This is a genomic window from Paenibacillus sp. EB106-04-04-XG159 (genome assembly GCF_058791835.1).
In genome coordinates, this window is sequence record NZ_JBYTDY010000003.1 from 69,104 (window position 1) to 92,265 (window position 23,162).

Genomic DNA, 23,162 nt, shown 5'->3' on the forward strand with positions numbered 1-23,162 from the left:
ATCATGAGATATTATTAACATGCTCATATGAATTAGACGACTTAGGCTTCTACTGCCCCTTCATTCTTAACCTGCGATCTTGTTTGTCCCTTATCGCTAAACACAATCTTCAACATAGGAGGAGTCACTAGTGTAGTGATGATGACCATAATAACAACTGAAGTGAAATACTCTGGCTGCAGCAGCTTAGACTGCAATCCTGTAGCAGCGATAATTAACGCAACTTCTCCTCTTGATACCATTCCAGCGCCAATAGCCAATGAAGAATGATTGCTAAAGCCTGTCAGGCGAGCACCTATCCATCCTCCTGCCAGCTTCGTTATGATGGCTACAACTGTCATCACGATCAGGAGACCAAGCTGATCGCCAATCCCCGCGAAGGACACATTTAATCCGATACTCACGAAAAATACAGGTACGAATATGCCGTATGCAATCGGCTCAATCTTCTTCTCTACCTCATGCTGGAACGGAGTTTGGGAAACGGCAATTCCAGCTGCAAAAGCGCCGATAATGCCGGCCAGCTCCATCCAATCCGCAAAGTATGAAAACGAAAAGCAGACGATCAAGGCCGCACTAATCTTTGCCTCGGTTATCCGAAGCTTAGACAGCCATTTCATAAACACAGGAACGGCGAACACACTCGCAAGCAGGATGATAACAAAGAACAGCACTTGCTTGCCGACCAGGAGACCGATCGAAGTGTCTGAACCTTCACCCAGCAGGCTCATAATGAAGGCTAACAGAATGACCACGAGCACATCATCGACGACGGCTGCCCCGAGTATCGTGGTGCCTTCTCGCGTACTGAGCTTATTCATCTCCTTCAGTACTTGTACGGATATGCTCACGGAAGTTGCGCAGAAGAGAACCGCGAAGAATAACGCATACTTCGATGAGAACCCGAAACCAATCGCAGTATAATATCCACCGATAAATGGCAAGATGATGCCGCCGACCGCTACCGCAAAGGATGATTTCCAATTACGTCGCAATTGGTCCAGATCCGTCTCCAAGCCTGCGATGAACATAAGCAGCAGCACTCCGATCTCGGACATATAATGGATAAAGTCGTTGTTTTCGATCCAGCCTAGAACCGCAGGTCCAAGCAGAATACCAACGACGAGTTTGCCTAAGACAGCAGGCTGACCAAGTCTTACAGACAAGTCCCCAGCTATTTTGGTACTGAACAGAATTAAAGCAAGATACAACACAAATTCCATCTTAAGTTCACACTCCTTGTTGATAATTATTGAAAAAAAGACAAAGAGGAGCCTGCAATGACAGGCTCCTCCAGATCAATCTGATTCAATTGTCTTTAATTATAAATAAAAATTCATGAATACTCAATATTTTATTTCATCTTCGCTAACATTTACCATTACATGAAATTGGATGCTGCGAAATATTGTTATATAATCAGTATTATAGTGCTTGTTAAATTATGCATAGGGGGGCTCAGCTCGATAATGGATGCAGATTCTTCACAATGCAAGGTACCCGAAACATTGAGCATCATCGCCGGAAAGTGGAAACCGACGATTCTGTATTATTTATATCGCAACGGTACGATGCGGTTTAGCGAGCTCAAGAGTCAGATCCCGAATATTACACAGAAGATGCTGACATCACAGCTCAGAGAGCTTGAGAAGGAGGATCTCATACATCGAGATGTTTATCCTCAGGTTCCGCCTCGAGTAGAATACTCCATTTCTCATCACGGCAGGACTTTGTTTCCGCTCTTAGATGCGATGCATGCATGGGGCTTAACTCATCTTGAGCATATGAATACGAAACAATCGGACGATACAGAGGCATTATAATCTGTATCTCTTATACAAGTCGAAGAGCCGCGGATATGTCCGCGGCTTTCTCTTAATCTAAATCTATTATGTTATTAGGCTTGCTTAGCAGCCTCTATACCAATCGTAATCTTAACCGTATCCCCGATCAGAATACCGCCTGTTTCCAGAGCCGCGTTGTATGTCAGTCCATAATCGCTTCTATTAATACTTCCAGTACCGCTGAAGCCGGCTTTCTCATTGCCCCATGGATCTTTGCCCGCACCTTCAAATGTCACGACAAATGTTTCTGAGCGAGTAACTCCGTGCAATGACAGATCGCCCGTTACATCATAATCGCCGTCTGCGCGTTTAACGATATTTGTCGCTGTGAAAGTCATCTGAGGGAACTTCTCGATGTCAAAGAAATCAGCCGAACGCAAGTGGTTGTCACGATCATTGTTGCGAGTATCAATACTCGAAAGATCTACTGAGAATTGAATGTCTGCTGTAGTTAGATCGCTTGGATCTGCGCCAATTGCTGCTTCGAAGGAATGAAACGTTCCTTTTACATTGGCTACCATCATATGACGTATGGAAAAATCAAGACTGCTGTGCGCTGGATCAACTGACCATTTGGATTTATTCACTGTACATTACTCCCCTACATTAATTTTATCAGATAGTTACTTCGTGTAACTATAAGTATACAGCTCCTATTTTAGTTGTGAAGTACGCACTTTTTTGTATGATAGTTACTTAAAGGATACTATTGCGCCTGGCTTGAGCTTTGAGCTTAGGGGCAATATCCCATTAAGACATAAAAAAGAAGCTCCACATTACAAGTAATATGCAGCCCCTCTATGATTCATGTAAACTACGATATCGTGTTAGACCTAATCCACTTTCTTGTCTTTCTTGGCAATTCGCTTGAAATAGTAAACAACTGCCGCGATGACAAATAATGCGACCAATACGTAAAGTGTGATGGATGAGTACGTGTCGATGTAACCCGCAATAACTTCCCAAGAAGCTCCAAAGAATGCCCCCAAATAAACGAGCACGATGTTCCAGATGCATGTACCAATCGTTGTCAGCAGCGTAAAAGTAATAAAATTCATACGTGCCATACCAGCCGGGATCGAGATGAGACTCCGCACGATCGGAATGAATCTGCAGAAGAATACGGTTGTTTTACCCCGTTTAGCAAACCACCCTTCTGCCTTTCGGACATCCTCTACCTTAAGACGAAGCATACGCCCCCATCTGCTCTCCAACCAGCGTTCTAAGCGTTCTCTATTAAGGAAAAGGCCGATGCAGTACAGCACAATCGCTCCAAACACCGAGCCAAGCGTTGCAAACAGAATAACTCCCCAGACTTCCATGTTCGTATAAGTAGTCATAAACCCGCCGAAGGTCAAGATGACTTCAGAGGGAATCGGAGGAAATAAATTCTCTACTGCAATGAGCAAGAATACCCCCAGATACCCGAAATCATTCATAATCTGAATAATCCAATCTTGCATTATTGAAATCTCCTTTACTGCAATTAAGTGATATAGTCACACCAGAAATTCTTCATTCAAAACTTATCATATAAATGATCATCATTTCAACCTAATGCCTCCGTGCTCGTGTTGAATCAACAATGATGCGGTTGACCAATATGTAACAACTGTACTTTATCTCCTATCATATTTCAATTAGAAAAAGGGACGTCCCTTAGTTACTCACATAACTTGTTGAGACAATCCCTGTTTCGTGCACCTTATTCATTTAGATATTATCTAAGTCTATAAAACCGTTTCATTTTCAATTTATAGCGATATCGAATCCACAACCTTAAGCTTCTGCTCGATTGGCGTACGTTCACGCGGTTCAGGAAGAGCATTTGGATAGCCTACTTGCAGCACACCTATGAGCTTCTCTCCGGCCATAACTCCTACTTCCTCTAAAAAGCTAGGTGAGAAGATATATGGGCCTGTCTTCATGATCGATCCAATCCCTCTTTCCCAAGCAGCTAATTGAAAGTTTTGAATAAACATAGCTGCAGCCGTTTGATCCTCTTCCCGCTCCTTCTGGCGCGGATCTTGCTTCACGATAAAGAGCAGGAACGCTGGAATCTGGAGCAGCGGTTCCGGGTCGCTCTTCTTGGCTCCATTGTTGGCAATAGCGTTTGCGATAATCTGTTTACCCTCGCCTGTGAACAGCACAACACGCCACGGCTCGCGCAATCCGTGATTGGGTGCCCAAGCGGCGATGTCCAGCAACTCGCTGATCGTTTCAGTAGGAACGGGATCCGTCTTAAACTGCTTGATGGAACGTCTTGTACGAATAAGCTCAGCCATAGGATATGTTGTCGTTTGCATGTTTTCATTCCTTTTTCATCATGATATTGATATTCATTATCAGACTATTATACCTTACTTCATTAACAATTAAAATAGATGCAACCTTTTTGGCTCGTTCACGTCAGAAATAAACAAATTCAAAAAAATATGGTAAATTTACAATAAGGAGGAGTATCCACCATGAAGAAGCTCAAACTATGGACTAGACTAGCACTGATGATGATCATGGTCATCTGCTTTACGTTTAGCGGAACAGTATCGGCTTTCAGCGATGTGAAGAATGATCCAGAGAAAGACGCTATCGAGCGTCTGCAGCAGCAAGGAATACTATCTGGGGACACATCAGGTCTGTTTAAACCAACCGCCAAGCTGAACAACGCATCCGCTATCGCACTAATTGTCAACGCGATGGATCTGAATCTCCATCACATTAAATTCGTGAAAGAGCCTAAAGCCGGCGACTATTTCACGAAGGTGAAGGATAACGTCTGGTACTCTCAAGCCTTCATCGTCGCCCTGCACAATAGTCTAAATCTGGATGAGACTATCGATCCTGCTGCAGAGGTATCCAGAGAACAATTCAGCCACTGGCTGTTTCAAGCGCTCAGCAAGAAAGGCGATTATGCTTGGATTGAGGTGTATCGAATGATTAATGACGACGAATCCATTAACCCCGCATTTGCGGACAGTATTCAGAAGCTGTTGATCGCGGATATCGCCAAGCTGGACTCGAAGCAGAATTTTCGTCCGAAGGATGCGATTACTCGCAGTGAAGCGGCAGGTATGATCGATAGAGCTCATCAATTTCTAAGCAAAAATAATCCAACATTGCCTATCGAGGAGAATCCGTACGAGGTTAGTCTGACATCAGAGAAAGTTAACGATGATATACTTCTCGTCACGATCACTGCTACGCTGCCTCATCCGGGATACGGGCTGGAAGTGTCCTCCATCGACTTTGACAAGAAAGAAGCCGTGATCAACTATCGGATCCTGCCGCCTGAACCAGGCATGTTTTATCCGCAAGTCATTAAGGAAGGGAAAGCGACAACTTATATATCCACCAAGTATACTCCTAGATTGGGCAGTCAAGAGTCTGGACTGCAGCTGATCCCTCCTGGTTCAAATACGCATTCAGCTCCTCCAGCAACGAAATAAGGCGACTTGAATAAAGCCGCATCCCGAATACAGCTCAGGCTGTCGAGACACTCTCGACAGCCTTTTAATGCTGCACCGGTATACGGCTGCACCTGTTTACTTCTCAATCTTCCCACACATCATCCATCAGCTTCTTCATATCCTGTGTTCGCCGCTCAGTCGCTGACTTATTTGTGATCCAGATCCCATTCAGAAGCTCGACCACATCTCCTAAACTTACTGATCGTGCGACTTGTTCTCCGGGGATGTCCTTCATCACGCCTTCGATCTCTATGACAACGTAATTGTTCTCGAATCGATCAACGATCCCGATCATCACTTGTTCCCTCCGATCATTGCGGTGTAAAGGCGACCTGAGCTTCACTCGACTTTCCATTATGTGTCACGGAGATATCTCCGTTAACCGTAAATCCTTTAGATGCTTTACCAATCTCAAAAGTTAACGCTGCTTCTCCCTTGGCATTTGTGATGCCTTCGTAAGGAGTATCCTTCGATTTATAATGCAGGTTCAACGCCACGTTCGCTCCGTTTACCGGCTTCCCCTTGCTGTCCTTCACTGTCACAGTTACCGTAACAGATGAATTCTGCTTAGGCACATCGTTATCGATAATCGCCTGAACCGTTAAGCCTTCATCAGCCGCTTTCTGCTGCGGTGCCGTTGATGTTCCAGCCCCCTTAGCCTTAGCCTTCCCGCTCCCCGATTCGGTCGATGAAGCAGCTTGCTCATTCCATGGATTCACGTCAGCGGTGATCTGCTTCCCATCCGTCGTAAAGACGATATTACCCTGCTCATCATTGCGATAAATCTTAATCCCTTTCCCTTGCAGACGATTCAGCACTTCCTGCTCAGGATGACCATATTTATTATCCTTGCCAACCTGAATCACGGCATAGCTTGGATCGACCTTATTCAGAAACTGTGGACTTGTCGATGTCTTAGACCCATGATGACCTACAAGCAGAACATCGGATTCAATATCTTGACCTGAAGCTAACATATCCTTCTCGCTCTCTATTTCTGCATCCCCTGTAAAGAGGAACTTCGTCTGCCCGTAAGTTAGATGTACAACAGCGCTCATCTCATTCGGATCATCATAAGTATGGACTGGGGCGATCATCTCCACTTCAATCCCAGGCTCCCAATCCAGCACCAAGCCCGCCTTAGCTGTAGTGACCTTCAGCCCCTTATTCTTGATGGATTGAAGCACAGATTCGTATGTTTTTGTGTTTGCTTGGATCTTAGGCATATATATTTTGCCAATATCAAAGTTGTCAATAACTTTGTCTAATCCCCCAATATGATCCGCATCTGGATGAGTACCGATTAAAATGTCGATCTTCGAGACTCCCATATGCTTCAAGTAACCTACAACCGTATCTTCCTGACTGTTGTCGCCGCCATCAATCAACATCGTTTTGCCCGTCGGTCCGATTAGAAGCTGCGACGCTCCCTGTCCGACATCGATATAATGAACACTAAGTTCTCCTTCCGCCTGCATACTGCCTGAAGCTGTGTTAGTGCCTGCTTGATCAAGCTGCTTAATCTCATCCGCGGCGACTGAACAACCGGCAAGCAGCGGAATGAGCAGCATGAACATTAGAAGCGGCCACTTCCAGCGCTTGTTGAAGCTTTTCATATTCTCTAATACCCCCTATTTCTTGATGTATAAGCACTCTGCGCAAGGAGAATAACTCTGGTATAGAGTTTAGCCTACATTACCCACTATTGTAACCTACAATATGAAACAATGTACATAGATGGCCATAAGCATACTTAACCTTCCGGACAAATCAAAGAAAGACTAAGTTGACAGCCTTAGCCGATCATCATTCACAGATTGTTAGCATTTGGTGTGATCTACATCACAATTTCGTTTTTATACGGATTCTATAATTTTTAATATATACAAATTAAACTATGCGTGCGAAAGGACGAATGAATATGCTTAGTGAGAAGACGATACAAATTATTAAATCAACTGTTCCAGTGCTGGAGGTTCACGGGCAAGAGATTACGAAACGATTCTATCAAATGATGTTCTCCAAACATCCTGAGCTGTTGAATGTGTTTAACCATGCCAATCAGAAGCAAGGCAGACAGCAGGCGGCATTAGCTAACGCGGTATATGCGGCGGCCATGCATATTGATAATCTTGAAGCGATCCTTCCGGCTGTGAAGCAGATCGGACACAAGCATCGCAGCTTAGGCATTAAGGCAGAGAGTTACCCGATCGTCGGCGAGAATCTGCTTGCGGCGATCAAAGATGTGCTTGGCGATGCCGCGACGGATGAGATTATTAATGCTTGGGCTGAGGCTTACGGCGTTATCGCAGATGCCTTTATCAGTGTAGAAGCCGAAATGTACGATCAAGCAGAGCACCAAGAAGGCGGATGGAGTGACTTCCGCGCCTTTACAGTCGCCAAGAAAGTGAAGGAAAGCGACGTTATCACTTCCTTCTATCTCGTGCCTCAGGATGGCAAAGCTATAGCTTCGTTTATTCCAGGACAATATGTGACTGTTAAGATCGATATACCAGGTGAAGAATATACCTTTAACCGTCAATACAGCTTATCGGATGCGCCAGGCAAGCCATATTACCGCATCTCAGTGAAACGTGAAGACACAAACCCCGACCTGCCTGCGGGCAAGATTTCGGTTTATTTGCACGATTCCATCCAAGAGAATGATACCTTGCAGCTGTCGGCTCCAGCAGGTGACTTCACACTTCAGCAATCTGACGATCAAGAAGTTGTTCTGATCAGCGGCGGTGTCGGTCTGACTCCAATGATCAGCATGCTCAACTGGTTGGTTGAACATCAACCGCAGAGATCCGTTAAATATATTCACTCCGCGATCAACAGCAGCGTACATGCGATGAAAGAGCATGTGGACGCATTAGCACACCAGCATCAACAGTTGTCCGTATACACCTGTTACGAACGACCAACTGAGCATGACGTATTCGGAACAGATTATCATAAGGAAGGGTTCATCGATCAGAATTGGCTGCAGTCCATCGTTCCTTCAACAGATGCGCAGTTCTATATCACGGGACCGCGGCCATTTATGAAAGCCGTGTACCAAGCACTGCTAGCGATGAATGTATCCGCAGCAAATATTCATTATGAGTTCTTCGGTCCAGCAGGCAGCTTATTGGATTGAGCCCGCAGCAGGCGATTAACCGTCTCTCGACGCAAACCGATAAATTGCGCGATCTCATCCTGAGTTAATATGTCTGTCAATCTGGCTGGCGCGATATAGCTGTCAAACCATTGCTGCAGCATCTCGAGCTTTTGCGCGGAAGTGACCTGGGTCAGCTGATCTATGCGCTGCTGCATCATTTTCAACTTGTCTTGCAACATTATAGCGATGTCACGGTACTTCTCAGGATCCTGAGCCAGCATGCCATACCATTCCAACGAGGTAATCATCTCAATCTCACAGGGTACGAGAGCGATAGCTGTGCCATGATAAGGATTAGGACTTACTAAGGAATGGTGAGGAATAACTTCACCCGTTACGATAATGTTCATGAGAAGCTGATGCCCGTCTTCGTGAATACGGACAATCTTTAGCAGACCGCTCTTTACACGATATAGGGGACCGCTGTCCCCTTGATGAAATAATATTTCACCTCTATGCAAATGCATATTGATCACCTCGTTAGAATCAATGGAGCTGTCTCGTATGTGGATAATACAACACTATGGGACAGCTCCTATAAATTAAATCCATTATGCAACACTCTTATAAACAAAACAAAAGGACTGCCCGTTAGCCTTCTGGATGACTAATCGATCAGTCCCTCAATATGACACAATCTGTTGGAATAAGATTATACCCAGCTTATCTTATACTAACCTAAACCCTTCAGTGCCATCAAGACAGCCCCGTAAGAAGCATCTTTCTTTGGAGTAAAGCAGTGTAAATCCGGATAATTCTGCATCAGCAGATCCATGAAGGCAGTCCGTACATATCCATTGTTGAGCAGCACACTCCCGGCGATAGCTAGATCTCCCCATTGCAGTGACAAGGCTTCAATGACGGGAAACGCCAATTCGTACAAAGCATGAGCACTTCGATTCGCAATCATCATCGCCGTCTGGTCACCCTTGGCGCATGCCTCTGACAGAATCGGCGCTAGAGCCGCGATATCCTTCTTATGGGTTCGCTTATCGTAGACAAAGCCAATCAGCTGCTGAACCGACTCCAGCCGCAGCTGGTCGTATACCATTCGAGTGATCAAGGTTTCGGGTATGCGGCCGTCATTCGACCGCACCACAGCAGAGATCAGGTCACGGCCGATGCTGTACCCGCTCCCCTCGTCATCTATCAGATGACCGCAGCCACCTGTGCGGTGTGTCTGACCGGATTCGTTATGTCCACAGCAGATCGATCCTGTTCCCGCAATAAGAATGATGCCGTATTCGCTCTCATGTGCGCCGTATAACGCGGTTTCATGATCTCCCTTCAGGAGCAGCCCGCCTCGGTAGCCGCATGCACGAATCAGAGAGGTCAGCCGATCCCTGACAATTGGATTGCTGATGCCTGCCGTACCGATGCAGATGTGCTCGCAGCGATCAAGATCTCCGCATATGCTGGCAATCGTATCTACGATATCTTTTACATGACGATGAACGCTGGCCTCATCCATTCCATTATAGTTAATGGCCCCAGAGGTAAAGGTGCGCACCACCATTCCATGTTCATCTGCCACCGTCACAGCAGTCTTGGTCCCGCCGCCGTCAATACCAGCCACATATCTCTTCATCTCATCACGTCCTTCTCAAGCCAATGCCTAGCAAGTTCCCGTTTCGAAGCTTCCCCGCTCGCTTAATACAAATGATACTTCTCTTTGCGAACAGCAAATTCCCTGCTCTCCTCACGGAATTGCGCAAGCAGCTCTGTTACGTCAATAGACTCATTCCGATACAGATTATCCCCGCACAACAGGTCGATGAATGGTCTGCCGTTCTCCCGGACAGGCGGGATGAAAGAGAATGCCTCGTATCGCTCCTTAATCGTATACATCAGCTTGACACCTGTTTCATAAGGCTTAAGGGCGCGCGCATCTGTAACGTGGAGCTGAACCCCGCCGCACATCTCTCCCGTATGCTTCGAGAATGTCGGCTTAAAATAGGCAGGTCGAAACACGACTCCAGGGAGCTTCTTCTTGTTCATCTCGTCCGCCAGCTTCTCTGCTTCAATGAACGGAGCTCCTATCATCTCAAAGGGCGCTGTCGTTCCTCTGCCTTCCGATAGATTCGTCCCTTCAAATATACAAGTTCCCGGATACAGTAGAGCGGAGTCGAATCTCGGCAGTCCCATAGAAGGCATTACCCAGGGCTTGCCTGTGTCCGTAAGCAGCATTTCTCGTTCCCAGCCTGCACAAGGAACGACATGAAGGTTAGCGTTCCAGTTCATCTCGTCGTTGACCATTAATGCTACCTCGCCTGCAGTCAACCCGTAGCGTACACATAAAGGATAGTTGCCTATGAAGGATTGATAACCATCCTTGAGCACATTGCCTTCTACCGTTACGCCATCCAACGGATTGAGACGATCCAAAACAACGAACTCCTTGCCTGCCTTAGCGCAGTCCTCCAACGCATATAGCATCGTATAGATGAAAGTATAGTATCGAGTGCCTACATCCTGAATATCATAAATGACCATGTCGACAGCATCCAGCATTTCTTGGCTCAGCCGTTTCGAATCCGTTCGATATAAGCTGTACACCGTGATACCTGTATACGGGTCCACATAGGTATCGACCATCGCTCCAGCGGCTAAATCGCCGCGCACCCCATGTTCAGGCGAGAAGAGCGCAGTCAACTGATAATGCTCATGCAAAATGTTAATGGTCGAAACGAAGTCGCGATTCAATCCGGTAGGGGCCGTAATCAGCCCCAAGCGCTTTCCTTTAAATAAGTGAGCGTACTGGGCGATGCGATCAATGCCATTTTCGATCATAAGCAGGAATCCCTCCCCATCTTATCGTGCATAACGGTCAAAATGACCGCAAATAGAAGTCACGGCCATTTATTGTACGACTATAATTCAGTTTTAAGCACACGCATACTTTCTTCTGGAATCATGAACGTTTGCGCATATTGCTTGCGCGCTTCAATCCCGCGAACTCTCGATAGATGCTTATAATATTCGAGATAAGGGAACGACTTGCTGCCCGTCACGAACCAATGCTGGGACACTGCCTTGATCCAGAGCTCGTACGCTTCTTCCGAATAGTCCACGTAGATGTAGGGTTTATAACCAACAGCATCCTCCCAGTTCTCCGCATAGTACAATCTTGAGGCGAAATGAGACGGCTTCTCCCGCTCGATCGTCGGCAAGCCCGCATAGAAACGCGCGTCATTCACGATTCGATGCGTTGTCATATGATCTTTATGCATACTGTTCTTAAAATGCGTTATGAGAATGGTGGGACGTACGTCGCGAATGACATCGCATACTCTGAAGCGAAGTTCATCGTTGTCTGGAAGCTCGCCGTCAGGAATATCGAACACGATCGCTTCACCGCCTAGCATTTCGGCAAATGCCTTCGCCTCATTCACTTTCTGCTCTCGGTATTCCGCTACGTCTCTCCCAGCAGGCGCACCACGCTCGCCGGCAGTTAATGCTAACGTGACAACACGGCCGCCCTTAAGGGAATGACTCGCTAATACCCCGCCCGCTGTCAGCTCCATATCCCCTACATGGGCGCCTATAGCTAGAATCGTTACTGGCTGATCGCTCATCGTTACAACTCCCTTCTCATAACTGAAAATTGCTTCACTATGGTAAAGCCAGCCTTCTCATAGATTCGAAGCGCTGGATTCGTAATGCCTGTATAGAGCGACATATATTCTGTGCCGATACTCTTAAAGGCATCACACAGCTTGAAGAACAACAGACTTCCTAATCCATGCCCTTCATGATCAGGATGCACGCCGATTCCTGTGAAGTAGCCGCGACCGTTCTCCTGACGAATGACGGGTCCAGCGAAGCCAACTGTCTTGCCCTGATGCGCTGCGATCACGACTGGCACGCCATTAGCTGTGCAGTCCGAAATCTCCCGCTGCCACAGCTTATTGTCGAAGCCAGCGAGCATCTCCGTTATGCCCCTGTGCTTGCTCGCGTCGAATAGCTCCACGCTGTAGCCATCCGCGCCAGCTCGAGCTTCTTTCAGCTGGATCTCCTCTGGAATGGAGAACTCCGCCAGATGGAGATACATCGCGCATTGCAGCGCGCGCTCACAGTATCCTTGCGACAGCAGAAACTTATGCAGCCTGCTGTCCACTGGCACGCCGGGAGCATTGTTATGCTCATGCCGAGGCGTATTTGGTATGTACCATGGAAGCATCATCGGATTAAAGAACAGAAGCTCCGCTTGCTGCTTCCCTTTCTGTCGAAAGCCATCTTCAAGGCCATCAAGCATCATCCGATAGTGCTTAGGTGAACTGCATTCACTGGCCAATATGATGCAAGTGATGTATCCTGCTGCATTTCCCAGCGGCAGGTCATCGCCTGTGCAGCCGCAGGCAAAGCCTGTGACCCGATCCTGATCCAGCAAGACAAAGGTAAGATTCCGATCGAAGTAAGGATTGTTCTCGAATATGCGCTGGAAGCTTTCCTCTGTCAGCTCCTTATAGCCGTCTCTCACTGCTTCTTCATTCCACAGCGCGATTACTCCATCCATGTACTGACGATCCCAAGCTGCAATGTTCATCTTTCGATCCCCCTGATATCTCCAGACCTGAAACCACCTGACAGCTTCGCGCTTGCAGGAATCTAATAGGATATCTTCCCCATGATGACCTGGCGCTCCGCTCCCGTAACGCTCGGCAGATTGTTAGGCTGCTTCCTCATCGTATAATCCGCCAGCAGAGCAAACGCGATGGCTTCCTTAGCATCGCTGTTGAAGCCGATCTGCTCCTGCGTCTTTACCTCTACGCCCAACGGCTCCAGCTCTTGCTGCAGCATCGCGAGCAGCACCGGATTATAGCTTCCGCCGCCGCCGACTATCATCAGATCAGCTGGATGCTGGTGGTGAATAAAGCTCCGATAGGCGTCAGCGATCGACCAAGCCGTGAGCATCGTGACCGTGGCCACAGTATCCTGTGGCGCGAGCCCCTGTTCACGCGCATAACGAAGTACCTCTTCGGCATAAGCAGCGCCGAATCGCTCTCTGCCCGTCGACTTCGGCTGCGGCAGCTTATAATATGCATCCTGCTGCAGCCGTTGAAGCAGACCTTCGTCGACACGGCCCGTTCGCGCGATCGTGCCGCCAACATCCATCGTCAACTGCCCCGGATATAATCGCTCAACGACACCGTCGATCAGCATATTACCGGGACCGGTATCGAAGGCATAGACCTGCTCGGGTGAGCTGTTAGTGGGAATTACCGTGATGTTGCCGATGCCGCCGATATTTTGCAGCAGCAGCGTCTGATTCGGACTCCGATAGAGCAAGTATTCCGTAAACGGAACGAGCGGTGCACCCTGTCCGCCAACGGCCATGTCTGCGGCACGGAAGTCAGATACACAAGGAATCCCTGTTCGCGCCGCAATAATAGAGCCTTCTCCGATTTGCACCGTGTAATGCACATCATAGCCGAATAACTGAACCGTATCTGGTGCATGATAGATCGTCTGCCCGTGAGAGCCGATAACTGCAATATCACTAGGCTGTAATCCCGCCTTCTCGATTACCCACAGGGCAGCCTCCGCATACAGCTCACCCAGCAATACATTCATCCTGCCTACTCGATCTACTGTAGCTTGAGCAGGGTCAAACAACTCGAATATCGCTTGCCGAACCGGAGCCGGATAAGCTCTATTCACGAATGCGATTAGCTTAACATCTGATCGCTCGTCAAACGACAGATCGCTAATCTGAATAACAGCCGCATCGATGCCGTCTACGGAAGTGCCTGACATGATACCAACTGCGTATCGACAATTAGAGCTCGCTGGATTAGCGCGCTGCGTCATATCAGCCCTTCACCGCCCCAACGGTAACACCTTCAAGGAAATATTTCTGCAAACTGAAAAATAGAATGAACATTGGCAGCGCAGAGATCACAGCGCCCGCCATCATCGGCGCGAAGTACGTCGTATTCGCGAATCTGAAGTACTTCAAGCCTACCTGAATCGTCTGCATCTCCATCGAACTCGTCATCAGGAACGGCCAGAAGAACGTATTCCAGCTGTCCATGAACGTAAGAATGGCCATCACGGCGAGCACGGTCTTGGATAATGGGAATATAATCTTCGAATAGATCTGGAATTGGTTGCAGCCTTCAATCTTCGCACACTCCAAGATCTCATTCGGAATGCTGCTCATAAACTGCTTCGCCAGAAAAATATTATATACAGTCACAATACCAGGAAATATCAAAGCGCCGTACGTGTCCTTCATATCGAAGATGTTGACCATCAGGATGTATAATGGCACTTGAGTCACCTGATAAGGAATCATCATCGCGACTAATAGAATCGAGAACAGGACTGCTCTGCCTTTGAAGCGTATCTTGGAGAAAGCATAGCCTGCCATACTAGCAAAGATTACATTCGTAATCATGACAGTGGTTGCTATAAACAATGAGTTGCCAATCCACCTGAGCGAATGCTTGCTGTAGTCAAAGAAAAACTTATAGGAATCTAGCGATATTTTGGTAGGAAACAAATCATAGCTTATTGCTCCGGCTTCGACGGGATCGCCAAAGGAGGAAATGATCATGAAATAAATCGGGAACAGCGTTGCTAGAGCGAACAACAACAGTACAATCACGATGATCGTATTGCGGATATACTTTGCCTTTGCATTGCCTGTATGTTGGCTGTACAGCGACATATGGATGTCTCCTCCTCTCTTTAATACTCCACGTCTTTACCTAGATACTTAAATTGCACCAATGAAATCGTGGCAATGATACCCGCTAGTACGAGAGACTGAGCAGCTGCTTTGCCGAATTCAAAGTATTTGAAAGCGTTGTTAAAGATAAGCAAGCCTACCATGGTCGTGGCATTGTCCGGTCCACCGCCGGTCATCAGATACGCATTCTGGAACACTTGGAAAGAACCGATAACTCCTGTGACCAATAAGAACAATGTGGTCGGCTTGAGGCATGGGAGGACGATATACCACAGCTTCTTCAAGAAGGATGCGCCGTCGATCTCAGCAGCTTCATAATACGTATTGTCGATTCCAAGCAGCGCAGCCAAATAGATGATGATGCTCGTGCCGTGACTGGACAGCCAGGACATCAACACTAAAGAGAACATCGCTGTCGCGCTTGATCCGAGCCAGTTCTGATTCGAAATACCAAACTGGGCGAGCAGCTCGTTCAATATGCCGGTCGGCATCGGATCATAGATCCATAGCCAGACGACAGACAAGGCAACGCCCGATGCGACAGCAGGCAGATAATAGATCGCTTTGAAGGTAGTTTGCCATCTCTTCTTCAGCGGAAGAATCAAAATAGCGACACCGAATGATAGAAGCAGATTCACTGGGACGGTTAACAAGGTGTACACGACGGTATTGACGATCGCCTTCCAGAACAGCGAATCGTTAAAGCTAGCCACATAGTTATCAAAACCAATGAAGGTAGAACCGAGCGGTTTATATTCCTGCAAGCTGATGACAAATGCACTGAGCACCGGATATGCGGTAAATAGAGCATACACAACTAGGGCGACAGCGATAAAAGCATATCCCCAAGCCCCATCGGTCATTTTAAACCGCCTCTTGCTTGACTTGGCGAGCTGAGTCATGTGACGTACCTCCTTTCAAGCACTCGATTAATGAAAAATGTTCGGATAGCCGTATGAACATGTCACAGGGCTATCCGAAACGTAAGCTTATTCTTTAACTACTCCGTCTTCACCGAATGCTTGAATAGCTGCGGTTTTCACAGCGTCAAACATCGCTTCAGGTGTAATCTCATTTGCAAGCAGCGCCTGCAGCTTCGGAATGATGACCTCATCTTCGAGCTTGATTGCTTTCGCAGCCAGCTCCGTAGGGATGTCTGGACGAGCAGGCGTTGCTTGAGCAAGCAGCGTTTCAACAGCTGCTTTGTTGTCAGCGTCTCTCGTAACTGTCATGCTTTCTGCCGCTTTCTTAGCGCTATTTGTAATGTGTGCTACGAAGAGCTCGTTGTTCGTATGTGCCGCTACATTGCCGCTAGCAAGGAAGTACGCTGCTTTCACAACGTTAGCCTTGTGCTCTTCAGATGGCTCCTTCTTGCCACGGAATGTCACGAAGCCGTCAACAGCAGCGCTTGCTTGCTGCTTCTCTCCAAGGAATGTAGGTACAGGCAACACAGTGTATTGTACTTCAATGCTATCTTTCACGGCGCTGCCGTCATTTGCTTTAATCTTGGCGTTGTTCTTGTTCGCAGAGTTTTCGAATGTTGCCAGACCTTTACCTGTAATCATCGTTTGGCCTGTCAGGAACATATTCCAGCGCTTGCCGGCATCAACAGAGCTGAGCTCCTTCGGCATTGAGCCGTCGTCGATCATCTGGCGGACTGCTTTCAATACTTCCAGGTAATTTTTGCTCGTATAAGCGTACTTAAGATCTTTCGTGAATGCATGCGGCATGCCTGCATTCTTTACGAGAATATTCAGATAGTCCTTACCGGTAACGCCCGCAGTCGCGAATACGAAGCCGTAGCGTGTCTTGTCGCCTTCCTTGACGACACCCTTCTTGATCGCTTCACGGAACTCCTCGTAAGTCCAGCCGTCCTTCTGAACCTTCTTCCAGTCAATGCCTGCCTTATCTAGGAATTCGCGGTTGCCGCCCAATGCATGGATCTCCATGTAAGCTGGGAAGCCGTACAGGCCATCGCCTTTCTTCATGTATTCAAGTGGAACCGCGTCAAAGTCACTAATCATGTCTTTCGTTGCAATATCCTTGATGTCTATTAACATGTCTTGCTGCAGATACTTGGAGATGCCGTCAGAACCGATGAACGCAATATCAGGAGGGGAGCCCGCATTAACCTGTGTATCGAGCTTCTGGGTCATATCCTCCCAGCTTGCAGGTTCAATCTTCAGTGTCAAATTCGGATATAAAGCGTTAAAGTCCTTCTCAAGCTGTTCAAATGAATCTTGGAACGTTGCAGAAACTGGAGGAAGAAGTGCTGTAATGGTGTCTTTCGCATCTGACTTGCCACTCTCGCCTGACTTGCCGCTCTCGCCGCTGCCGCTTCCGCCACCGCACCCTGCTAACACGGATAGTGCTAATGTTACTGCCATAACTGATGCTAATACTCGAAGCTTCATTTTCATCAAAATAACCCCCTTGATCCTATTTAAAGTTATCGTGAAACCGCATTGTACCGAGCCTCAAGTTAAGGAGCGCTGACATAATGGTGTATGGCTCTCTTCAAGCTGCCGTCGCTTGATTGTAATACTTGTTCAGAAGCTGCTGCATCCAAACCTGTCTTTATCATCATAATCGCTAACTTGCAGTTCATGGAAGCGTTTTCTAAATATTCAGCAGCAGTAGCGGCATCTACTCCTGTCGCCGACTGAATGATCCGTACGGAGCGATCATGCAGCTTGTAATTGCTAGCCTTCAAATCTACCATAAGGTTGTTATAGGTCTTTCCGAGTTTAACCATCGTACAAGTTGTAAGCATATTAAGAACTATCTTCTGTGCAGTACCCGCTTTCAAGCGAGTAGAACCCATGATGACCTCAGGTCCAACTACAGGCGCTATACAGACATCGGCAACATGCTCCAGCTTGGAATTGTTATTGTTGACAACACCGATCGTAACGGCGCCCAAGCTCTTCGCCTTCTCCAATCCAGCAATAACGAATTGCGCGCTGCCGCTGGCTGTAATGCCAATCACGACATCCTTGCTCGTTACGCCGCAGCGTTCAATTAGTGCGACCCCCTCCTTTGCATTATCTTCGAAGCCTTCCACCGCTGTCCTCAGTGCGATATCTCCCCCAGCAATATGCCCTTGCACCAGCAAGGGATCGGTTCCGAAAGTAGGCGGACACTCAGATGCGTCGAGAACACCAATCCTGCCAGATGAACCAGCGCCGATGTAGAACATTCTGCCGCCATTCTTAAGGGCTTGATGCAGAAGATCAACTGCCTTCGCGATTTGCGGAATAACGGCGGCTACAGCGGTCGGAACCTTTGCGTCCTGCTCGTTCATGAGAACGAGCATTTGCTCCGTCGTACATTCATCGATCATGAAGGTCTTCTCGTTAATCTCTTCGGTCGTCAATCCCGCAAGGTACTCATCCATAGCTATCCTCCTATCAAAGTTTTCCATTTTTAATGTTATAGTAACGAAAAATTTCATATTGGTCAATATGTTTTGAAATTTTATTTTAGAATCAAAATTTAAATTCATTCTCATGAAAAAAAACACCGGTTCTCTATCGGGAAGCCGGTGTTGGCAATCTTTATTTGCGGTATTTGGTCGCAATGACATTGTGGGTCGTCGTCAAATATTTCTTCACTTCATCGTATTCCACGCTGGCAACCCCAGCAAACAATATATCAATAACCGTCAACATCGCAATCCGCGATCCCATAGCGCCGCTGCGAATCGTTACTTCGGGTGTTGAAATATGGAGTACTATGCTGGCCTTGTCAGCCAACATGCTCTTAGTGTATTTCGTGATCGCAATCGTACATGCGCCATTCTTCTCCGCGAGCTCCAGCGCATCCAGTATGTCTATGGTTTCACCAGAGTTCGAGATGAAGATCGCAACATCGCCCTTCTCGAGCATCGTCGCGGCAGTCAATTGACTATGCCCGTCTACATAAGCGTGGCATATCTTCTTAATTCGGGAGAACTTCTGTTCCGCATCGATTCCGACCAAGCCGGAAGCCCCGATGCCGAAGAATACGATGCGCTTGCACTCGCGAAGCACCTTGACAGCACGATCGACCTCGTTCTTGTCGATGACGCTTAAGGTGTCTTCAATCGATTTCATATTGTTTCTCGAAATGTTCGAGATAATGATAGACAGATCATCACCAGGCTGAATATCCGTATATTGATCCTTCTCCTCATCGTCCATTGAGCCGATGGATGCAGAGATGCTGACGATAAAGCTGCGGTAGCCTGGATATCCCATCGTCTTGCAGAACCGCAGGACAGATGCGTCGCTAGTCTTCGTCAGCTGCGCAAGATTCTTGATCGAAAGATGCGGGATCTCTTCTACATGGTCCAGCACATACTCCGCGACAAGTCTCTCAACGGGAGTCAAGCTGTCTCTCATATCCCGAATCTTAATTAGAATATTATCGTTGATTGACATATGTACTCTTACTCACCTCTGCATTCTATGTGTATCATGTTTAAGCTATATGAAACATTCGCTAAGCGGAACAACTCATCATGATTCATTGGATTAACGATCTCAAAATCATTATTATCATAAGCGGATTATCTCCGAAACACAATAATGCAAGTTCACTAGAACAGGGTAAATTCATCTTTTTTTTGAAATTTTATTTCGAAATTATTTCATAATTATAATATTTTATTTCCAAAAGTCATTGAATATCTTCTTCTACCGGTGCTATAATATCTCCGAAAATGGTAATGATTAGTCTATTTCATTTCTTATAGAAGGGGCGTCATGTTCATGAATAACAAGTTGAAGATCGCGATCATCGGATCAGGCAGTACCTATACACCTGAATTGATAGAAGGCATGATTAAGCGGAAAGACAACTTGCCCATTGACGAGCTTGTGCTGATGGATATCGACGAGCGGAAGCTGGATATCGTTGGCCGCCTATGCGAGCGCATGATACAGGCTGCTCATCTCCCCTGCAAGGTTACGATGACGATGGATCTGGATGAAGCACTGCGGGATGCAAGCTTCGTGTTGGCACAGATCCGTGTTGGCAAGCTGCCAGCGCGCGTGCTTGATGAACAGATCCCGTTAGCCCATAACATGATCGGCCAAGAAACCTGCGGCATAGGCGGGTTCTTCAAAGCTATGCGCACCATTCCAGTCATGCTTCATATTGCGGAACGCATGAAGGAGCTCTGTCCAGACGCCTGGCTCATTAACTTCTCTAATCCCGCTGGAATCATTACGGAGGCGTTGTTGAACCATAGTGAGATTAAGATGCTTGGCCTATGCAATGTACCGTTTAATATGTTCAAGAGCATAAGAGAAACGCTGCAGCTGGAAGATCCTCAATTTACCTATGTTGGGCTGAACCATTTGAGCTGGATAACCGCTATAGAGCAGGATGGAACGGATTATCTGAAGCAAGCCTTACAGATGGGACTCAACAGCGAGGCGATGAAGAACATTCCTTCCAGCGGCTTTAGCAAAGAGCTCATTCAGATGGTTGGAGCGATACCTTCCTCCTATCTTGAATACTATTATTTCAAGAATAAGAAGCTGAACACGCTTCATGCTAGTGAACAAACACGCGGACAGAAGTGCATGCAGATTGAAGAGGAACTGTTAGCGATCTATGAAGATTCTGAGCTGCATACGAAGCCGGATCTGCTCTCCACACGCGGAGGCGCCAATTATTCGGAGGTTGCGATCAGTCTAGTGGATGCCATCTATAACGACAAGCAAGAGGTGCATGTCGTGAATCTGCTGAACAACGGGGCGTTAGACTTCATGGAAGATAGCGACGCCGTTGAAGTGTGCGCGATCGTCGGCAAGGATGGAGCTAAGCCGATCAAGGTTCCTCACTTCGACAATCGCCATATCATCGACTATATGCGCATGGTAAAGGCGTACGAGCGCGAAACTGTTGCTGCAGCCGTCTCGGGAAGCGAGGATGCGGCCATGCGCGCGCTGCTTATGAACCCATTGGTTGGCGATTATGATGCTGCTTATTCCTGTTTTCAGGAGATGAAGGAAGCGCATAAAGCGTACCTTCCGCAGTTCTTTTCTGAGGCTGTGAAGCTATGACGAGCTTGAGTCGACCGTATATCATCGGCGTTGACGGCGGAAACAGCAAGACGGATTACTTTCTATTCGATATTCACGGCGGCTTCGTTGACCATCTCCGTGCAGGCACTTGCAGCCATGAACAATTCCAAGATGCCTATGAAAGCTCCTACCGCATCATGAATGAGAACATTCAGCTGCTGCTGCAGCGCAATCAGCTCACGATGGCGGATTGTGCCGCGGGCGCCTTCGGCTTGGCCGGAGCCGATGTTCCTACACAGAAGAGCAAGCTGCGCGAGGTGATCGAGCGAATCGGCTTTACCCTATATGCCGTGGACAATGATTCATTCCTCGGCGTTAAAGCGGGAATCGAGAAGGGCTATGGCATCTGCTCCATCAATGGCTCCGGCACTTCTACCGGCGGCATCTCCCCGAGTGGGAACCGCCTTCAAGTCGGCGGGGTCGGCAGCGAGCTGTCCGGTGACGAGGCCGGCGGCTTCTATCTCGCGCGCAAGGTGATTCGCGCGGTGTATGACAGCTTCTACCGGATGGGGCAGCCGACTCAGATGACCGAGCCGGTTATGGCGCTGCTGCAGATATCGGATCGAGCGGCATTCATCGAAAGCGCGCTGGAGGGCGTGCTGAAGCAGACGCTTCCCAATACGGAGCTGATGCGGATTCTGTTCTCCGCTGCTGACAATGGAGATTCAGCAGCGCTCGATATCATCGACAATTGTGCGCAGCAGTTGGCCCGTTCAACGGTCGGCTGCATGCACAATCTCGACTTCGATCAGGACGTCGAGATCGTGCTGGCGGGCTCCGTCTGGGTCAAGGCGGAAAGCCCGCTGCTGCTGAATAAGTACAAGCAAGCGGTTGCGGAATTGACCAACCACCGCTGCCATTACATCATGCTGCACATACCGCCTGCGACAGGCGCTGTCCTATGGGCGTTGGAGCTCGCTTACGGGCATCCGGTAGATGCGGATACCCGCGGGCGTGTCATCAACGCCGTCATGAGCCTGCAAACGTAGCAGCAATAACCCATATGCAAGTGACGAAGAACGTCCCGTTACACTCCTGCGAGTGCGAACGGGACGTTTTGGCGTTATGACGGCAATGCTGAATCAAGCTAACCATTTCCTAGAGAGGATGAGAGCAATGAACTTCGAAGAAGCACAAGCTTCATTTCACGAGCACCATCTAGCCGTCAGGTCTGGTGAACGGCGCGGGCGTTTGGAACGAGGACAGCGGCACGCTGAAACCTTATTCCTGCGCAACGTGTGGTGGCCGCTGCAAGGCCATTTCCACGATCTTCATCCCGAGTATGAAGTATTGGATTGGAGAGGAAGATCTTATTTCTCTGAATACGCATGGCTGCCGGGCCATGTCAGGTTACTAATCGAGATCAAAGGCTACGCCTCTCACGTACGCGATATGGACAGACAGAAGTATTGTAATGAGCTCAATCGAGAAACCTTCCTTTACGCTATGGGTTACCACGTTATCTCCTTTGCCTACGATGATGTGGAACTGCGGCCCGAGCTGTGTATGACCCTGCTGCGTATGGTGATGAGCAGACATCAACCCTCATCCATCTCTGTAACAAGAACTCTCATGACCGAGAAAGAAATGATCCGTTTCGCGATTCAGATAGCCCGTCCCATCCGTCCAAAGGATGTGGAGCAGCACTTCGAGATCAGTCATCGAACAGCGATCAAGATGCTGCATCGCCTATGTCAGAAGGGTTGGCTCTCGTCCGTTCAGCGTGGCAAGGGAGTGCGAGTCGTTCAATATGAGCTAGCTCAGGATGTGCTGAAGTATTTTGATTAGTTGATTAATGCATATCGTGCAGTTAATTTGCAGCATTCATCTTTATGGCACAGCTAACTGCATTTCCTACAGTTAATTCGCCCAACTTTCCGCCAATTCAACCAAAGCTTCTGAATTAGATGCAGGATTTGC

23 protein-coding genes are annotated in these 23,162 nt (G+C 47.8%); 6 read left to right on the top strand and 17 right to left on the bottom strand.

Annotation, left to right across the window (positions count from 1 at the left end; translation table 11 throughout):
• Nucleotides 1–41: 41 nt before the first annotated feature.
• Nucleotides 42–1,223: a cation:proton antiporter gene (locus tag AC3WTP_RS04650; RefSeq protein WP_492393419.1), complete on the bottom strand. Its 1,182-nt coding sequence runs from the start codon at nt 1,221–1,223 to the stop codon at nt 42–44.
• 246 nt (nt 1,224–1,469) lie between these two features.
• On the opposite strand from AC3WTP_RS04650, the gene AC3WTP_RS04655 reads away from it, so the two are divergent.
• Nucleotides 1,470–1,823 (top strand): winged helix-turn-helix transcriptional regulator, encoded by a 354-nt coding sequence (locus AC3WTP_RS04655; RefSeq protein ID WP_492393420.1) that lies wholly within the window; start codon nt 1,470–1,472, stop codon nt 1,821–1,823.
• A 74-nt stretch (nt 1,824–1,897) separates the two neighbouring features.
• On the opposite strand, the gene AC3WTP_RS04660 is transcribed toward AC3WTP_RS04655, so the two are convergent.
• The 3 genes from AC3WTP_RS04660 to AC3WTP_RS04670 form a co-directional block, all read right to left on the bottom strand.
• Nucleotides 1,898–2,431, bottom strand: a complete 534-nt coding sequence (locus tag AC3WTP_RS04660) for a YceI family protein (protein WP_492393421.1) — start codon at nt 2,429–2,431, stop codon at nt 1,898–1,900.
• A 246-nt stretch (nt 2,432–2,677) separates the two neighbouring features.
• The gene (locus AC3WTP_RS04665; protein WP_492393422.1) at nt 2,678–3,307 is read right to left on the bottom strand and encodes a DedA family protein; all 630 of its coding nucleotides are present in this window, start codon (nt 3,305–3,307) and stop codon (nt 2,678–2,680) included.
• Nucleotides 3,308–3,598: 291 nt separating this feature from the next.
• Nucleotides 3,599–4,150 (bottom strand): nitroreductase family protein, encoded by a 552-nt coding sequence (locus AC3WTP_RS04670; protein ID WP_492393423.1) that lies wholly within the window; start codon nt 4,148–4,150, stop codon nt 3,599–3,601.
• A gap of 162 nt (nt 4,151–4,312) precedes the next feature.
• Here AC3WTP_RS04670 and AC3WTP_RS04675 point away from each other — a divergent pair, with 162 nt between their 5' ends.
• Complete coding sequence (locus AC3WTP_RS04675) at nt 4,313–5,290, top strand: S-layer homology domain-containing protein (RefSeq protein WP_492393424.1); 978 nt, start codon at nt 4,313–4,315, stop codon at nt 5,288–5,290.
• A gap of 103 nt (nt 5,291–5,393) precedes the next feature.
• On the opposite strand, the gene AC3WTP_RS04680 is transcribed toward AC3WTP_RS04675, so the two are convergent.
• Both AC3WTP_RS04680 and AC3WTP_RS04685 read right to left on the bottom strand, forming a co-directional pair.
• Complete coding sequence (locus AC3WTP_RS04680) at nt 5,394–5,606, bottom strand: DUF3006 domain-containing protein (protein ID WP_492393425.1); 213 nt, start codon at nt 5,604–5,606, stop codon at nt 5,394–5,396.
• A gap of 16 nt (nt 5,607–5,622) precedes the next feature.
• Complete coding sequence (locus AC3WTP_RS04685) at nt 5,623–6,927, bottom strand: MBL fold metallo-hydrolase (protein WP_492393426.1); 1,305 nt, start codon at nt 6,925–6,927, stop codon at nt 5,623–5,625.
• A gap of 305 nt (nt 6,928–7,232) precedes the next feature.
• On the opposite strand from AC3WTP_RS04685, the gene hmpA reads away from it, so the two are divergent.
• Entirely contained in the window at nt 7,233–8,453 is a 1,221-nt protein-coding gene (hmpA, locus tag AC3WTP_RS04690; protein WP_492393427.1) for an NO-inducible flavohemoprotein, read from the top strand.
• On the opposite strand, the gene AC3WTP_RS04695 is transcribed toward hmpA, so the two are convergent.
• From AC3WTP_RS04695 to AC3WTP_RS04745, 11 genes are all read right to left on the bottom strand, one after another.
• Complete coding sequence (locus AC3WTP_RS04695) at nt 8,414–8,941, bottom strand: Crp/Fnr family transcriptional regulator (protein WP_492393428.1); 528 nt, start codon at nt 8,939–8,941, stop codon at nt 8,414–8,416. The genes hmpA and AC3WTP_RS04695 overlap by 40 nt on opposite strands.
• Before the next feature lie 206 nt (nt 8,942–9,147).
• A complete protein-coding gene (locus AC3WTP_RS04700) occupies nt 9,148–10,062 on the bottom strand; it encodes an N-acetylglucosamine kinase (protein ID WP_492393429.1) in 915 nt (304 codons plus the stop codon).
• A 62-nt stretch (nt 10,063–10,124) separates the two neighbouring features.
• Nucleotides 10,125–11,264 (bottom strand): exo-beta-N-acetylmuramidase NamZ family protein, encoded by a 1,140-nt coding sequence (locus tag AC3WTP_RS04705; protein WP_492393430.1) that lies wholly within the window; start codon nt 11,262–11,264, stop codon nt 10,125–10,127.
• Between the two features lie 80 nt (nt 11,265–11,344).
• Complete coding sequence (locus tag AC3WTP_RS04710) at nt 11,345–12,049, bottom strand: PIG-L deacetylase family protein (protein ID WP_492393431.1); 705 nt, start codon at nt 12,047–12,049, stop codon at nt 11,345–11,347.
• A gap of 2 nt (nt 12,050–12,051) precedes the next feature.
• Entirely contained in the window at nt 12,052–13,020 is a 969-nt protein-coding gene (locus tag AC3WTP_RS04715) for a GNAT family N-acetyltransferase (RefSeq protein ID WP_492393432.1), read from the bottom strand.
• Nucleotides 13,021–13,082: 62 nt separating this feature from the next.
• Nucleotides 13,083–14,285: an anhydro-N-acetylmuramic acid kinase gene (locus AC3WTP_RS04720; protein ID WP_492393433.1), complete on the bottom strand. Its 1,203-nt coding sequence runs from the start codon at nt 14,283–14,285 to the stop codon at nt 13,083–13,085.
• A 1-nt stretch (nt 14,286) separates the two neighbouring features.
• Nucleotides 14,287–15,147, bottom strand: coding sequence for a carbohydrate ABC transporter permease (locus AC3WTP_RS04725; RefSeq protein WP_492393434.1), 861 nt, complete (start codon nt 15,145–15,147; stop codon nt 14,287–14,289).
• Between the two features lie 20 nt (nt 15,148–15,167).
• Nucleotides 15,168–16,070, bottom strand: a complete 903-nt coding sequence (locus AC3WTP_RS04730) for a carbohydrate ABC transporter permease (RefSeq protein ID WP_492393435.1) — start codon at nt 16,068–16,070, stop codon at nt 15,168–15,170.
• Nucleotides 16,071–16,157: 87 nt separating this feature from the next.
• Nucleotides 16,158–17,588 carry an ABC transporter substrate-binding protein gene (locus AC3WTP_RS04735; protein WP_492393436.1) on the bottom strand — a complete coding sequence of 477 codons (1,431 nt, stop codon included), beginning with the start codon at nt 17,586–17,588 and terminating at the stop codon, nt 16,158–16,160.
• Between the two features lie 62 nt (nt 17,589–17,650).
• A complete protein-coding gene (murQ, locus tag AC3WTP_RS04740; protein WP_492393437.1) occupies nt 17,651–18,565 on the bottom strand; it encodes an N-acetylmuramic acid 6-phosphate etherase in 915 nt (304 codons plus the stop codon).
• Nucleotides 18,566–18,725: 160 nt separating this feature from the next.
• The gene (locus AC3WTP_RS04745; RefSeq protein ID WP_492393438.1) at nt 18,726–19,589 is read right to left on the bottom strand and encodes a MurR/RpiR family transcriptional regulator; all 864 of its coding nucleotides are present in this window, start codon (nt 19,587–19,589) and stop codon (nt 18,726–18,728) included.
• A gap of 330 nt (nt 19,590–19,919) precedes the next feature.
• Here AC3WTP_RS04745 and AC3WTP_RS04750 point away from each other — a divergent pair, with 330 nt between their 5' ends.
• The 3 genes from AC3WTP_RS04750 to AC3WTP_RS04760 all read left to right on the top strand — a co-directional run bounded on the left by AC3WTP_RS04750 (nt 19,920) and on the right by AC3WTP_RS04760 (nt 23,030).
• On the top strand, nt 19,920–21,221 hold the full coding sequence (locus AC3WTP_RS04750; RefSeq protein ID WP_492393439.1) for a 6-phospho-beta-glucosidase: 1,302 nt from the start codon (nt 19,920–19,922) through the stop codon (nt 21,219–21,221).
• Nucleotides 21,218–22,231 carry an N-acetylglucosamine kinase gene (locus tag AC3WTP_RS04755; protein WP_492393440.1) on the top strand — a complete coding sequence of 338 codons (1,014 nt, stop codon included), beginning with the start codon at nt 21,218–21,220 and terminating at the stop codon, nt 22,229–22,231. Before AC3WTP_RS04750 ends, AC3WTP_RS04755 begins: the two co-directional genes overlap by 4 nt.
• Nucleotides 22,232–22,358: 127 nt before the next feature.
• A complete protein-coding gene (locus AC3WTP_RS04760; protein ID WP_492393441.1) occupies nt 22,359–23,030 on the top strand; it encodes a hypothetical protein in 672 nt (223 codons plus the stop codon).
• Nucleotides 23,031–23,162: the final 132 nt, after the last annotated feature.